Here is a 14,245-nt window from a genome sequence, read left to right as displayed (position 1 = left end):
CTTCGCTTTCCCGGCCTACAGTGAAACACATCTGTAGGCCAGATTACGCGAAGCCATCCTTCAGCCAGAATCAGACGCCGACCACCTTCAGCAGGATATCCACGTAGACTGGCATTAGCGGATGACGAATCAGCATCACCAGCGCAACAATCCCCAGCGCCAGCACGCCAGGCGCGAGCCACAGCAAACGCGCTTTTGGGAGAAACGCAGTTAACCGGTCGGTTGCCGCTTTTCCACTTCGCCACAGGCGCCAACACAGCCAGCCGCCAACCCATAACAGGAGCGCCGTTGCCAGCAGTAGCCATTTAAACTCGCCGCTCTGCATTCCCGCAGGAATATCGATCGCCGCACCCGCCAGTATCCCCGGCAGAAAGTAAAACGGCGGCCAGAGCAGACAGCCGATGATATTGGGGGTGATAAATTTCGAGACCGGCAGATCCAGCATTCCTGCCACCATCGGCACCAGCGGACGCGTCGGCCCGACAAACCGTCCGACCAGGATCGTAAACATACTATGTTGATGCAGCGCATGTTCGGTTTTATCCAGCAGCGCCTTGTTTTTCTTAAGGAATGACCAGCGATGCAGCGGCTTTTTAAAGCGCCATCCCAGCCAGAATGAGATCCAGTCGCCGAGCAGGCAACCCACAATCCCCGCCAGCCACGCGTGCCAGAAATTAAGCTCGCCGCTACCGATTAGCGCGCCCAATCCGGCCATCAGTACGGTGCCGGGTAAAATCAGACCGACCAGCGCCAGCGATTCCAGAAAGGCCACCAACACCACGGCTATCAAAGCGTACATGGCGGACTGCAGAATGAAGTGTTCCAGAAATGCTTGCATAGTTCGTCCGTCAGTTTTACGAAACAGGGATTCTGCAAACCCCTCGCTGCTTCGTCAAGCCATCAATTGTCTGAATAGTTACAGCTTATGACACCTTCACTGACACATCATTCACTTTTTCCTCACATCCCGCGCGGAACTCACTCGGGCTGGCGCCGGTGCATTTTTTAAAGACCCGGGAGAAATAAAGCTGGTCGTCAAAACCTACGTTACGTCCGACGGTGGCTATTGGCATACGCGTAGTGCTGAGCAGCAGTTTCGCCTGGCTGATACGCTGGTCCTCGCGCCAGCTCAGCACGCTGATCCCCAACTGCTGGCGGAACAGATGCGAGAGACGCGACGGCGACAGGCAAACATGCTGGGCAACGCTGGCGATATCAAAATGGCTGTCGGCGAGATGGTCGCTAATATACTGGCAGGCGTCGCGCACGCGGTTGTCCATTGGCGGATGCAGCGAGGCGTTTATCGCCTCCATACGGCGTAACAGGAGCTGTTCCAGCAGGTTAATCGCCAACAGTTCGGAATAGCGTCCTTCCCCCTGCCCGGCGCTGATGATCTGACCGAACAGTTCATTGAAGTGTGGCTGATGGGCTTCGTCCGGGCGGAAAAAACCGGTCTGGGCGAAAATCGGCGGCCAGGCCAGCCATTCTTGCCAGTAGGCGCGCGGACGGAAGTAAACCCACTGGTGATACCACTGGCTGGCATCCGGGTGACGTCCATAGTGATGAATTTCACCCGGTGGAAACAACAAAATATCGCCGGGGCGGCAAACAAACTGCTTCCCCTGATTATTAATCACACCCTCTCCACGAATGGTGAGATTGAGAATATAGCCTTTCATCCCCAGCGGGCGATCGATGAAGAAATCGAGATAGCCGTTGGCGTCGATGGGCGTTAACCCCGCCACCAGATGCGCGTTAAACGAGTAGCCGGGCAGGAGGGGATCATTTTGCGGTTCAGCCATAATTTCACGACTCCCGAAGTTCGGTGAGGAAACAAATTGTCCATATTACGTAAAAGGGTGTTATCTGCGCCCTGCTTTGCCCTGGCGTTGTTGCTGGCAGAGCATCAACTCCGCTTTTTCACAGCATTTTGTAACAAAACTGCGCGGTCAGAGCGATAAAATCTGATAACAAAAGTGTCTATAACTACGGCAGAAATGTCCACATTGAATATTTGCACGGCGTCACACTTTGCAATGCTATAGCATTTTTATCCATAAGATTAGCGGATCCTGCCTGACGGTTTTTATCTCCACTCACTACTGTTTCTCCATACCCGTATTTCTGGATGGAGTAAGACGATGGCGATTGCAATAGGCCTCGATTTTGGCAGTGATTCAGTGCGAGCGCTGGCGGTGGATTGCGCCACCGGCAGCGAAGTGGCAACCAGCGTTGAATGGTATCCCCGCTGGCAAGAAGGGCGCTACTGCGATGGCCCGAACAACCGGTTTCGCCATCATCCGCGTGACTACATTGAATCAATGGAAGCCGCGCTAAAAAGCGTTCTCGCTGAACTGAGCGCCGCGCAACGCGCAGAGGTGGTCGGAATTGGCGTCGACAGCACAGGTTCCACCCCTGCCCCGATTGACGCCGACGGCAATGTCCTGGCCCTACGTCCGGAGTTTGCTGAAAACCCAAACGCGATGTTCGTTTTGTGGAAGGACCACACCGCGGTGGAAGAGGCGGAGGCCATTACCCGTCTGTGCCATACGCCGGGCAAAGCGGACTATTCCCGTTATATCGGCGGTATTTATTCCAGCGAATGGTTCTGGGCGAAAATCCTCCACGTCACCCGCGAGGACAGTGCCGTCGCACAGGCCGCCGTGTCGTGGATAGAGCTTTGCGACTGGGTGCCCGCCCTGCTTTCTGGCACTACCCGTCCGCAGGATATCCGCCGCGGGCGCTGTAGCGCCGGACATAAATCGCTGTGGCATGAAAGCTGGGGCGGCCTGCCGCCCGCCAGCTTCTTTGACGAGCTTGATCCCCTCATTAACCAGCATTTGCCCTACCCGTTATTCAGCGAAACCTTCACAGCCGACCTGCCGGTTGGCACGCTGTGCGCGGAATGGGCGCAGCGTCTCGGCCTGCCGCAGAGCGTGGTGATCTCCGGCGGCGCGTTCGATTGCCATATGGGCGCTGTGGGCGCAGGCGCGCAGCCGAACGCGCTGGTAAAAGTGATCGGCACGTCAACCTGCGACATTCTGATTGCCGATAAGCAAAGCGTGGGCGATCGCGCGGTGAAAGGGATCTGTGGTCAGGTTGACGGGAGCGTCGTCCCCAATTTCATCGGGCTCGAAGCCGGACAGTCCGCCTTTGGCGATATCTATGCCTGGTTTGGCCGCATTCTCGGCTGGCCGCTTGAGCAGCTTGCCGCCCAGCATCCTGAGCTAAAAACGCAGATCAAAGCCAGCCAGAAGCAACTGCTGCCCGCGCTCACCGAAGCGTGGGCCAACAATCCTTCGCTCGATCACCTGCCGGTGGTACTCGACTGGTTCAATGGACGCCGTACGCCAAACGCCAATCAGCGTCTGAAAGGGGTCATTAGCGACCTGAATCTGGCGACGGACGCCCCGGCGCTGTTCGGCGGTCTGATTGCCGCCACCGCCTTCGGCGCGCGCGCCATTATGGAGTGCTTCACTGAACAAGGCATTGCGGTGAATAACGTCATGGCGCTGGGCGGTATCGCCCGTAAAAACAAGGTCATTATGCAGGCCTGCTGCGACGTCCTGAATCGCCCGTTGCAGATCGTCGCCTCCGATCAGTGCTGCGCGCTGGGCGCGGCGATCTTTGCCGCCGTGGCGGCAAAGGTGCATGCCGACATCCCTGCCGCTCAACAAAAGATGGCGAGTGCGGTGGAAAACACGCTGCAACCCCGCCCTGAACAGGCGCAGCGCTTCGAACAGCTTTATCGCCGCTACCAGCAGTGGGCGGTGAGCGCCGAGCAACATTATCTTCCGACTGCCGCCCCGGTCATCAACGCACCGGCTCACCAGGCAACCCTGACTCATTAAGGACACGACAATGACAATTTTTGATAACTATGAAGTGTGGTTTGTAATCGGTAGCCAGCACCTTTACGGGCCAGAAACGCTGCGTCAGGTCACTCAGCACGCCGAACACGTCGTTAATGCTTTGAACAGCGAAGCCAAACTGCCGTGCAAACTGGTATTGAAGCCGCTGGGCACCACGCCGGATGAGATCACCGCCATTTGCCGCGATGCAAATTACGACGATCGCTGCGCGGGTTTGGTGGTCTGGCTGCATACGTTCTCTCCTGCGAAAATGTGGATCAATGGACTGACGACGCTTAATAAGCCGCTGCTTCAGTTCCACACTCAGTTCAACGCCGCCCTGCCGTGGGACAGTATTGATATGGACTTTATGAACCTGAACCAGACCGCACACGGCGGTCGCGAGTTCGGTTTCATCGGCGCGCGTATGCGTCAGCAGCATGCCGTAGTCACCGGTCACTGGCAGGATAAGACGGCACAGGATCGTATCGGCTCGTGGATGCGTCACGCGGTCTCAAAACAGGATACGCGTCATCTGAAGGTCTGCCGTTTCGGCGATAACATGCGCGAAGTGGCGGTCACTGACGGCGATAAGGTCGCCGCACAGATCAAGTTCGGCTTCTCGGTGAATACCTGGGCGGTGGGCGATCTGGTGCAGGTGGTTAATTCCATCAGCGACGGCGATATCAACGCGCTGATCGACGAGTATGAAAGCCGCTATACCCTGACGCCTGCTACGCAGATCCACGGCGAAAAACGGCAGAACGTGCTGGAAGCGGCGCGGATTGAGCTGGGAATGAAGCGTTTCCTCGAACAGGGCGGCTTTCACGCGTTTACCACCACTTTTGAAGATTTGCACGGCCTGAAACAGCTCCCGGGACTGGCCGTACAGCGTCTGATGCAGCAGGGCTACGGCTTTGCGGGCGAAGGCGACTGGAAAACCGCCGCTCTGCTTCGCATCATGAAGGTGATGTCAACCGGTCTGCAGGGCGGCACCTCATTTATGGAGGACTACACCTACCACTTCGAGAAAGGCAACGATCTGGTGCTTGGCTCGCACATGCTGGAAGTGTGTCCGACCATCGCGGTGGAAGAAAAACCGATCCTCGACGTGCAGCATCTCGGCATTGGCGGTAAAGACGATCCCGCGCGTCTGATCTTCAACACCCAAACCGGTCCGGCGATTGTCGCCAGCCTGATCGACCTGGGCGATCGCTACCGCCTGCTGGTGAACTGCATCGACACCGTCAAAACGCCGCACTCGCTGCCGAAACTGCCGGTCGCCAATGCGCTGTGGAAAGCGCAGCCGGACCTGCCTACCGCCTCTGAAGCGTGGATCCTGGCGGGCGGCGCCCACCATACCGTCTTCAGCCACGCGCTGGATCTGAACGATATGCGCCAGTTTGCTGAAATGCACGATATCGAAATCGCCGTTATTGATAACGAAACCCGCCTGCCCGCCTTTAAAGACGCGCTGCGCTGGAATGAAGTGTATTACGGATTCAAACGTTAACCAGGTAATTGCCTGATACGCCTCACTTATCCGGCCTGCTCAAGGTATAGGCCGGATAAGGCGTTTACGCCGCCATCAGGCAAGGAGACAAACATGTTAGACGATCTTAAACGCCAGGTGCTGGAAGCGAATCTGGCTTTGCCGCAGCATAATCTGGTGACGCTCACCTGGGGGAATGTCAGCGCCGTTGACCGCGAGCGCGGCGTGTTCATCATCAAACCGTCCGGCGTTGAATACAACGCGATGACCGCCGGGGATATGGTGGTGGTCAGCCTTGCGACAGGTGAAGTCGTGGAAGGAACGAAAAAACCGTCTTCCGATACCCCCACACACCGCCTGTTGTATCAGGCTTTTCCATCAATTGGCGGTATCGTACACACGCATTCCCGCCACGCAACCATCTGGGCACAGGCCGGACAGCCGATCCCTGCCACCGGTACCACCCACGCCGACTATTTCTACGGTACGATCCCCTGCACGCGTAAAATGACCGATGCGGAAATTAACGGCGAGTATGAATGGGAAACCGGCAATGTGATCGTGGAAACCTTCGAAAAACAGGGCATTGATGCCGCCCAGATGCCGGGCGTACTGGTACATTCTCACGGCCCCTTCGCCTGGGGTAAGAATGCTGAAGATGCGGTGCATAACGCCATAGTGCTGGAAGAGGTCGCCTACATGGGGATTTTCTGTCGCCAGCTTGCCCCGCAGCTACCCGATATGCAACAAACCCTGCTTGATAAACATTATCTGCGCAAGCATGGCGCAAAAGCCTATTACGGCCAGTAACACGCCGTTGCGCGTCCAGACAGAGACGCGCAACTTATTTATTCGGGAAGATATTCGGCGAATCGACTTTTGAATAAACAATTATTCGCGCTGATATATTCTATCGCATTATCAAAATAACCGCGTATTTCCTCCCCTTCCAGAGAATGAAAAAAGACGTAATCAACGATCGTTGACTGCCACCGTTGCCCGTGTAAAAAATAATTAATCACCGTATCGCGATGGCCATTTCGACGATCGTGACCTTGCCAATGGAAAAACGCATTTCCATCTTCAATAGTTTCAGTACGCCAAATCTGCCCTGTCCATGTTTTATACTCAATATATTTACTGACGGTGTTCACCGACGGCCTTGAAACCAGCGTATTTACAAAAACATAGTTATGATAATTATTCTGATGTATTCGAGTAAATTCATTCATATACCCACTCCATGAAAAAGAAAACGCCCGTTCCCTAAGCTGAACAATAATCATCCACTTAAAACAAAATGATAACAGAGAGATATTCCCGACGAAATCGAACCGCATCCTTTTTATTTAGCAATAGATAAATTTAAATATATATTATATTTTATCGATAGGTTACCCAAATATATATTATATTCAGTCAAAGCAATCGGGCATTTCAAAAGAAAGTTTTACACTTACGTTTAATGAAAACAAATAAAAATTGCTAAATTTTGCTATTCCGAGAAACAAGTAACAAAATCAAACAGGCACTAATCTGAATTATATATAATGTCCTCATTCAGACTTTATAACGGTTGCATTCGTCAATTACTGTACAAAATAACAGTATTCTTTTTCAAACCAGGTTATACTGAAGACACATAAGCGAACAGGTATACAGCGTGGCGCAGGCAGGTTTTATTTTAACCCGACACTGGCGGGATACGTCGCAGGGAACAGAGGTCTCATTCTGGCTGGCTACAGACAGCGGACCTTTGCAGGTGACGCTTGCCCCTCAGGAATCCGTCGCCTTTTTCCCAGAACAGCAGACGCCACGGGTAAAATCACTTCTGGCCGCCGAAAACGGCTATCGCCTGGCGCCGCTTCGTCTCAGAGATTTTCATCGCCAACCGGTGTCTGGTCTTTACTGCCGTTCGCACCGACAGCTAATGCGTCTGGAAAAGCTGCTGCGGGAAAATGGCGTCACGGTGTACGAAGGCGATGTGCGTCCGCCAGAGCGTTACCTGATGGAACGGTTTATCACCTCCCCGGTGTGGGTAGAAGGCGAAGCGCGTCACGGCGCAATCGTCAATGCGCGTCTCAAGCCGCATCCTGACTATCGTCCGCCGCTGAAATGGCTCTCACTGGATATCGAAACCACCCGCCACGGCGAACTGTATTGTATTGGCCTGGAAGGCTGCGGCCAGCGCACCGTGTATATGCTTGGCCCGGCGAACGGCGACGCTTCCACGCTCGACTTCCAGCTTGAGTACGTCGCCAGCCGCCCACAGCTTCTGGAAAAGTTGAATGAATGGATTGCCCGCTATGACCCGGACGTCATCATCGGCTGGAATGTCGTGCAGTTCGATCTGCGCATGCTGCAAAAGCACGCCGAGCGCTACCGCGTTCCGCTGCGCTTTGGCCGCGACAACAGCGAACTGGAATGGCGCGAGCACGGGTTTAAAAATGGCGTATTCTTCGCTCAGGCCAGAGGTCGACTCATTATCGATGGCATAGAAGCGCTGAAGTCAGCCTTCTGGAACTTCTCGTCATTTTCCCTTGAGTCCGTCTCGCAGGAATTACTCGGCGAAGGCAAGTCGATTGATAACCCGTGGGATCGTATGGATGAAATCGACCGCCGGTTCGCTGAAGACAAACCCGCGCTCGCCACCTACAACCTGAAAGACTGCGAGCTGGTCACCCGGATCTTCCATAAAACCGAGATTATGCCGTTTCTGTTGGAACGCGCCACGGTCAATGGTTTACCTGCCGATCGCCACGGCGGTTCGGTCGCTGCCTTTGGACACCTCTATTTCCCGCGAATGCATCGGGCAGGTTATGTTGCGCCCAATCTCGGCGAGGTTCCCCCGCACGCCAGTCCAGGCGGCTACGTGATGGATTCACGCCCCGGTTTGTACGACTCTGTGCTGGTGCTGGATTACAAAAGCCTGTATCCGTCAATTATCCGCACCTTTTTGATCGACCCGGTGGGTCTGGTCGAAGGGATGGCGCACCCGGATCCCGCGCACAGCACCGAAGGTTTCCTTGACGCCTGGTTTTCACGGGAAAAACACTGTCTGCCAGAGATCGTGACAACGATCTGGCAAAGTCGCGACGAAGCCAAACGTCAGGGGAATAAACCGCTTTCCCAGGCGCTCAAAATCATTATGAATGCCTTTTACGGCGTGCTCGGCACCACCGCCTGTCGATTCTTCGATCCCCGGCTGGCCTCGTCAATTACCATGCGTGGCCATGCGATCATGCGCCAGACCAAAGCGCTGATTGAAGCGCAAGGTTATAATGTGATCTATGGCGACACAGACTCCACGTTTGTCTGGCTGAAACGCGCCCACAGTGAAGCAGACGCGGCGGAAATTGGCCGCTCGCTGGTTGATCACGTCAACGCCTGGTGGAAGCAGGAACTGCAGCGGCAAAACCTCAACAGCGCGCTTGAGCTGGAGTACGAGACGCATTTTTGCCGCTTTTTGATGCCGACCATTCGCGGTGCGGATACCGGCAGTAAAAAGCGCTATGCCGGGCTTATCCAGGAAGGCGATGCGCAACGGATGATCTTTAAAGGGCTGGAGACCGTGCGTACCGACTGGACGCCGCTCGCGCAGCAGTTCCAGCAGGATCTGTACCTGCGAATTTTCCGTCATGAACCCTATCAGGACTACGTGCGGGAGACGATCGCTAAACTGATGGCCGGTGAGCTTGACGATCGGCTGGTTTACCGCAAGCGGCTGCGTCGTCCGTTGAGCGAATACCAGCGCAACGTTCCGCCGCATGTCCGCGCGGCGCGGCTGGCGGATGAAGAAAACCTGAAGCGGGGTCGTCCAGCGCAATACCAGAACCGTGGCACCATAAAGTACGTCTGGACGATTAACGGCCCGGAGCCGCACGATTACCAACGTTCGCCGCTGGATTACGAGCATTACCTGACGCGCCAGCTGCAGCCCGTCGCTGAAGGTATCCTGCCTTTCATCGACGATAATTTTGCTACACTACTGACAGGACAATTAGGGTTATTTTGACGCGTGACGAATCCGCCGCCATCCATTACCATAGCGCCCTTTCCATTCCTGGACCCAAATAATCTTGCTGCCCACTTAGCGACTATCCCGGTAGGCGCCAGGCATGGCGGCAGGGTCGTTATACTCACCATAATTCGAGTGACGGGCTGGCGACGACGCCGCAAATCCGCAGACGCTTCCTGAGGGTAAGTGACGGGAGTGAGCGAGTCGCGCCAACGCATCTGCAGCCTGAAGTATGTCGAGTATTGCCTGCAATTAAAGATATAGAGCCGAACAAAATATGCCTTTTACACTTGGTCAACGCTGGATCAGCGATACAGAAAGCGAACTGGGACTTGGAACCGTTGTCGCCATGGATGCGCGTACCGTCACCCTGCTTTTCCCTTCTACCGGCGAAAACCGTTTGTATGCGCGCAGTGACTCCCCTGTAACCCGCGTGATGTTCAACCCTGGCGATACCATTACCAGCCACGAAGGCTGGCAGCTGCAAATCGATGAAGTAAAAGAAGAAAAGGGTTTGCTCGCCTACATTGGCACCCGTCTGGACACCGAAGAAAGCGGCGTAATGCTGCGCGAAGTCCTGCTGGACAGCAAACTGGTGTTCAGTAAACCCCAGGATCGCCTGTTTGCCGGACAAATCGATCGCATGGACCGCTTTGCGTTGCGCTACCGCGCGCGTAAATTTCAGAGCGAGCAGTACCGCATGCCGTGGAGCGGCCTGCGCGGTCAGCGTACCAGCCTGATTCCACACCAGCTAAACATCGCCCATGACGTGGGTCGCCGCCACGCGCCACGCGTTCTGCTGGCGGATGAAGTCGGTTTAGGCAAAACCATTGAAGCCGGCATGATCCTTCATCAACAACTGCTGTCCGGCGCGGCGGAGCGCGTACTTATTATCGTACCCGAAACCTTACAGCATCAGTGGCTGGTTGAAATGCTGCGCCGTTTCAACCTGCGCTTCGCCCTGTTCGATGATGAGCGTTACGCCGAAGCACAGCACGACGCTTACAACCCGTTTGAAACGGAACAGTTAGTGATCTGCTCGCTCGATTTCGCCCGCCGTAACAAACAGCGCCTGGAGCATCTGTGCGACGCCGAATGGGATCTCATGGTCGTTGACGAAGCGCACCATCTGGTCTGGAGCGAAGACGCGCCAAGCCGCGAGTATCTGGCGATTGAGCAACTGGCAGAACGCGTGCCTGGCGTTCTGCTGCTGACCGCCACCCCGGAGCAACTGGGGATGGAAAGCCACTTTGCCCGTTTACGTTTACTCGATCCGAGCCGCTTCCACGACTTCGCCCAATTTGTCGAAGAACAGAAGAACTACCGCCCGGTCGCCGACGCCGTCGCCATGCTGCTGGCAGGTAACAAACTCAGCAATGACGAACTGAATATGTTGGGCGAGCTTATCGGCGAGCAGGATATTGAGCCGCTGCTGCAAACGGCAAACAGCGACCGCGACGGCGCGCAAAGTGCCCGACAGGAACTGGTCTCCATGCTGATGGACCGCCACGGCACCAGCCGCGTCCTGTTCCGTAACACCCGTAACGGCGTGAAAGGTTTTCCGAAACGCGAGCTGCATACCATTAAGTTGCCGCTGCCGACGCAGTACCAGACGGCGATTAAAGTGTCCGGCATCATGGGCGCCCGCAAAAACGCGGAAGACAGAGCGCGCGACATGCTGTATCCGGAACAAATTTATCAGGAGTTTGAAGGCGATACCGGCACCTGGTGGAACTTCGACCCGCGCGTAGAATGGCTGATGGGCTATCTGACCAGCCATCGCTCGCAAAAAGTACTGGTCATCTGCGCCAAAGCGACCACCGCGCTGCAACTGGAACAGGTGCTGCGTGAACGCGAAGGCATCCGCGCCGCCGTGTTCCACGAAGGCATGTCGATTATTGAACGCGACCGCGCCGCCGCCTGGTTTGGCGAAGAAGACAGCGGCGCCCAGGTGCTGCTGTGCTCTGAAATCGGTTCTGAAGGTCGTAACTTCCAGTTTGCCAGCAACCTGGTGATGTTTGATCTACCGTTTAACCCGGACCTGCTTGAACAGCGTATTGGTCGTCTCGACCGTATTGGTCAGGCCCACGATATTCAGATCCACGTGCCTTTCCTGGAAAAAACCGCCCAGTCGGTGCTGGTACGCTGGTATCACGAAGGACTGGACGCGTTTGAACATACCTGCCCGACCGGTCGCGCCATTTACGATGCGGTCTACAACAACCTGATTGGTTACCTGGCGGCGCCGGAAGAGACGGACGGATTCGACGATCTGATCAAAACCTGCCGCGAGCAGCATGAGGCGCTAAAAGCACAGCTGGAACAGGGGCGCGACCGCCTGCTGGAGATCCATTCCAACGGTGGCGAGAAAGCGCAGCAACTTGCCGAAAGCATTGAAGAGCAGGATGACGACACCAGTCTGATCGCCTTTGCCATGAACCTGTTTGATATCGTCGGCATTAACCAGGACGATCGAGGCGAAAACCTGATTGTGCTGACGCCGTCCGACCATATGCTGGTGCCGGACTTCCCGGGCCTGCCGGAAGATGGCTGCACCATCACCTTTGAACGTGATGTGGCGCTGTCGCGGGAAGACGCGCAGTTTATTACCTGGGAGCATCCGCTGATTCGTAACGGCCTGGATCTGATCCTCTCCGGCGATACCGGTAGCAGCACCATTTCGCTGCTGAAGAACAAGGCGCTGCCGGTCGGCACGCTGTTGCTGGAACTGGTATACGTCGTCGAGGCGCAGGCACCGAAGCAGCTTCAGCTTAACCGCTTCCTGCCGCCGACGCCGGTGCGCCTGTTGCTGGATAAAAACGGTAATAACCTGGCCGCGCAGGTGGAGTTCGAAACCTTTAACCGTCAGCTGAGCGCCGTTAACCGTCACACCGGCAGCAAACTGGTTAATGCGGTGCAGCAGGATGTGCATGCGATTCTGCAACAGGGCGAAGCGCAGGTTGAGAAATCTGCCCGTGCGCTGATTGACGCCGCGCGTCATGAAGCCGATGAAAAACTGTCGGCAGAGCTTTCGCGTCTGGAAGCGCTGCGCGCCGTCAATCCAAACATCCGCGACGATGAGCTGGCGGCGATTGAGAGCAACCGTCAGCAGGTGCTGGAAAGCCTGAACCAGGCCGGATGGCGACTTGATGCGTTACGTCTGATTGTCGTTACGCATCAGTAACGGAGCTGAAGATGGGAATGGAGAACTACAATCCGCCGCAGGATCCCTGGCTGGTGATTCTGTACCAGGATGAACACATTATGGTGGTCAACAAGCCGAGCGGCTTGTTGTCCGTGCCGGGGCGTCTTGACGAGCATAAAGACAGCATCATGACGCGCATCCAGCGCGACTATCCACAGGCAGAGTCGGTGCACCGACTGGATATGGCCACCAGCGGCGTGATTGTCGTTGCGTTAACCAAAGCGGCGGAACGTGAACTGAAGCGCCAGTTTCGCGAGCGCGAGCCAAAAAAACAGTACGTCGCGCGGGTGTGGGGACATCCTCAGCCCGCCGAGGGGCTGATTGATCTACCGCTTATTTGCGACTGGCCAAACCGGCCAAAGCAGAAGGTCTGCTACGAGACCGGTAAAGCGGCGCAAACCGGGTATGAAGTGGTGGACTATGCGGCGGATAACAGCGCCCGCGTGGTGCTCAAACCCATTACCGGACGCTCGCATCAGCTTCGCGTCCATATGCTGGCGCTCGGTCATCCGATCCTCGGCGATCGCTTTTACGCCACCCCGGAAGCGCTGGCAATGGCGCCGCGACTGCTGTTGCACGCCGAAACGCTCACCATTACCCATCCCGCTTACGGCAACAGCATGACGTTTAAAGCGCCTGCCGATTTTTAACTGTGCTTATGTGCTTACCGGATGGCGCAGCTCCATCCGGTAAACGACTCACTTAAATCCTTTCTGGTCTTTGATTAATTCATATGCTTTCTGAATTTCCTGCGCTTTCTGCTTCGCCATCTCCATCATTTCTGGCGGTAACCCTTTAGCGACCAGTTTGTCCGGGTGATGTTCGCTCATGAGCTTACGGTAGGCGCGTTTGATGGTGGTTGCATCATCAGAGGGCTTCACCCCCAGCACGTTACAGGCGTCCTCCAGCGTCGGACCGCGCTGCGTCTGCTGCCAGCCACCGCCGGATTGCTGCTGGTAACCACCGCCAAACTGCGCGCCGCCCTGCATCATACGCAGGAATTGCTCAAACTGAACGCGGGAAATGCCCAGCTCTTCGGCAATCACATACAGCACTTCGCGTTCGTTCGGGTGCAGCGAGCCGTCGGCAAATGCCGCCTGGATTTGAATCTCCAGAAACATACGAATCAGGTCGAAACGACCAAAACAGACGCTACGAAACTGACGCATTTTTTCACGCAGTGGGTAATTGTCTGATTTTCCGACGCGGAACGCGTTTTGCGCCGCAGATCGCGATTCGCCATGTAAATTCATTCGATCCATAAGCACATTTGCCACATGGATATCCGCTTCGGTCACCCGTCCTTTTGATTTCGTTAAGTGCCCCATCACCTCAAAGGTAGTGGCAAAAAACAGCGCCTGACGCTCACGCTGGTTGGCAAACCACGCCATTTTTCGGCTGCGGGCTTTGTCAAACATATGGCCGATTAACAGCCCGAGAACCACGCCCCAGAAGCCGCCGCCCATCATCAGAGCCACGGCCACGCCAATAATTTTTCCCCAGTACTGCATAAACTCCCCAATTTGTCTCACGCCTGGTGAGGTTATGTCCCGCAAAATAAGCCGCTTTTTACCGTTTCACGGCAACGGTCAATTGTGGGACATCGCCTATAATTTGCATTATCATACCTGTCATTCACAGCCGTGACTAACACCACAGACGCTATCCCGGCAGGATTA

At 55.5% G+C, this 14,245-nt stretch carries 10 protein-coding genes; 6 read left to right on the top strand and 4 right to left on the bottom strand.

All coding sequences use genetic code 11. The features are described 5' to 3' along the window. Window positions 1-70 precede the first annotated feature (70 nt). Window positions 71-838 carry a DedA family protein gene (locus tag OGY07_RS16365; RefSeq protein WP_042290105.1) on the bottom strand — a complete coding sequence of 256 codons (768 nt, stop codon included), beginning with the start codon at window positions 836-838 and terminating at the stop codon, window positions 71-73. A gap of 85 nt (window positions 839-923) precedes the next feature. Continuing rightward, window positions 924-1,802 carry an arabinose operon transcriptional regulator AraC gene (gene araC / locus OGY07_RS16360; protein WP_042290107.1) on the bottom strand — a complete coding sequence of 293 codons (879 nt, stop codon included), beginning with the start codon at window positions 1,800-1,802 and terminating at the stop codon, window positions 924-926. 339 nt (window positions 1,803-2,141) lie between these two features. Between araC and araB the strand changes: the two genes are divergently transcribed. The 3 genes from araB (at window position 2,142) to araD (ending at window position 6,153) form a co-directional block, all read left to right on the top strand. Next, window positions 2,142-3,851, top strand: coding sequence for a ribulokinase (gene araB / locus OGY07_RS16355; RefSeq protein WP_042290110.1), 1,710 nt, complete (start codon window positions 2,142-2,144; stop codon window positions 3,849-3,851). 10 nt (window positions 3,852-3,861) lie between these two features. After that, a complete protein-coding gene (gene araA / locus OGY07_RS16350) occupies window positions 3,862-5,364 on the top strand; it encodes an L-arabinose isomerase (RefSeq protein WP_181821987.1) in 1,503 nt (500 codons plus the stop codon). 93 nt (window positions 5,365-5,457) lie between these two features. Continuing rightward, on the top strand, window positions 5,458-6,153 hold the full coding sequence (gene araD, locus OGY07_RS16345; RefSeq protein WP_181821988.1) for an L-ribulose-5-phosphate 4-epimerase: 696 nt from the start codon (window positions 5,458-5,460) through the stop codon (window positions 6,151-6,153). Window positions 6,154-6,191: 38 nt separating this feature from the next. On the opposite strand, the gene OGY07_RS16340 is transcribed toward araD, so the two are convergent. After that, the gene (locus OGY07_RS16340) at window positions 6,192-6,575 is read right to left on the bottom strand and encodes a DUF4751 family protein (protein WP_042290118.1); all 384 of its coding nucleotides are present in this window, start codon (window positions 6,573-6,575) and stop codon (window positions 6,192-6,194) included. Window positions 6,576-7,006: 431 nt separating this feature from the next. Here OGY07_RS16340 and polB point away from each other — a divergent pair, with 431 nt between their 5' ends. The 3 genes from polB to rluA all read left to right on the top strand — a co-directional run bounded on the left by polB (window position 7,007) and on the right by rluA (window position 13,216). Further along, window positions 7,007-9,358, top strand: coding sequence for a DNA polymerase II (gene polB, locus OGY07_RS16335; RefSeq protein ID WP_286601721.1), 2,352 nt, complete (start codon window positions 7,007-7,009; stop codon window positions 9,356-9,358). A 280-nt stretch (window positions 9,359-9,638) separates the two neighbouring features. After that, on the top strand, window positions 9,639-12,545 hold the full coding sequence (gene rapA, locus OGY07_RS16330; protein WP_286601719.1) for an RNA polymerase-associated protein RapA: 2,907 nt from the start codon (window positions 9,639-9,641) through the stop codon (window positions 12,543-12,545). Between the two features lie 11 nt (window positions 12,546-12,556). Beyond that, the gene (rluA, locus tag OGY07_RS16325; protein WP_042290127.1) at window positions 12,557-13,216 is read left to right on the top strand and encodes a bifunctional tRNA pseudouridine(32) synthase/23S rRNA pseudouridine(746) synthase RluA; all 660 of its coding nucleotides are present in this window, start codon (window positions 12,557-12,559) and stop codon (window positions 13,214-13,216) included. A 48-nt stretch (window positions 13,217-13,264) separates the two neighbouring features. On the opposite strand, the gene djlA is transcribed toward rluA, so the two are convergent. After that, window positions 13,265-14,077 (bottom strand): co-chaperone DjlA, encoded by an 813-nt coding sequence (djlA, locus tag OGY07_RS16320; protein ID WP_042290130.1) that lies wholly within the window; start codon window positions 14,075-14,077, stop codon window positions 13,265-13,267. Between the last annotated feature and the right edge of the window lie 168 nt (window positions 14,078-14,245).

Origin of the sequence: Citrobacter sp. Cs237, assembly GCF_030332325.1 — a bacterium.
In the GTDB taxonomy this organism is placed as follows: Bacteria; Pseudomonadota; Gammaproteobacteria; order Enterobacterales; family Enterobacteriaceae; genus Citrobacter_A; species Citrobacter_A sedlakii.
The sequence above is the reverse complement of the archived record's forward strand: the minus strand, read 5'-3'. Positions and strand labels throughout refer to the sequence as shown.

Excerpts from the sequence above, each read along its gene's own strand:
- araC (WP_042290107.1), bottom strand. The coding sequence starts at position 1,802 with ATGGCTGAACCGCAAAATGATCCCCTCCTGCCCGGCTACTCGTTTAAC.
- rapA (WP_286601719.1), top strand. The coding sequence starts at position 9,639 with ATGCCTTTTACACTTGGTCAACGCTGGATCAGCGATACAGAAAGCGAA.
- araD (WP_181821988.1), top strand. The coding sequence starts at position 5,458 with ATGTTAGACGATCTTAAACGCCAGGTGCTGGAAGCGAATCTGGCTTTG.
- OGY07_RS16365 (WP_042290105.1), bottom strand. The coding sequence starts at position 838 with ATGCAAGCATTTCTGGAACACTTCATTCTGCAGTCCGCCATGTACGCT.
- OGY07_RS16340 (WP_042290118.1), bottom strand. The coding sequence starts at position 6,575 with ATGAATGAATTTACTCGAATACATCAGAATAATTATCATAACTATGTT.
- djlA (WP_042290130.1), bottom strand. The coding sequence starts at position 14,077 with ATGCAGTACTGGGGAAAAATTATTGGCGTGGCCGTGGCTCTGATGATG.
- rluA (WP_042290127.1), top strand. The coding sequence starts at position 12,557 with ATGGGAATGGAGAACTACAATCCGCCGCAGGATCCCTGGCTGGTGATT.
- araB (WP_042290110.1), top strand. The coding sequence starts at position 2,142 with ATGGCGATTGCAATAGGCCTCGATTTTGGCAGTGATTCAGTGCGAGCG.
- araA (WP_181821987.1), top strand. The coding sequence starts at position 3,862 with ATGACAATTTTTGATAACTATGAAGTGTGGTTTGTAATCGGTAGCCAG.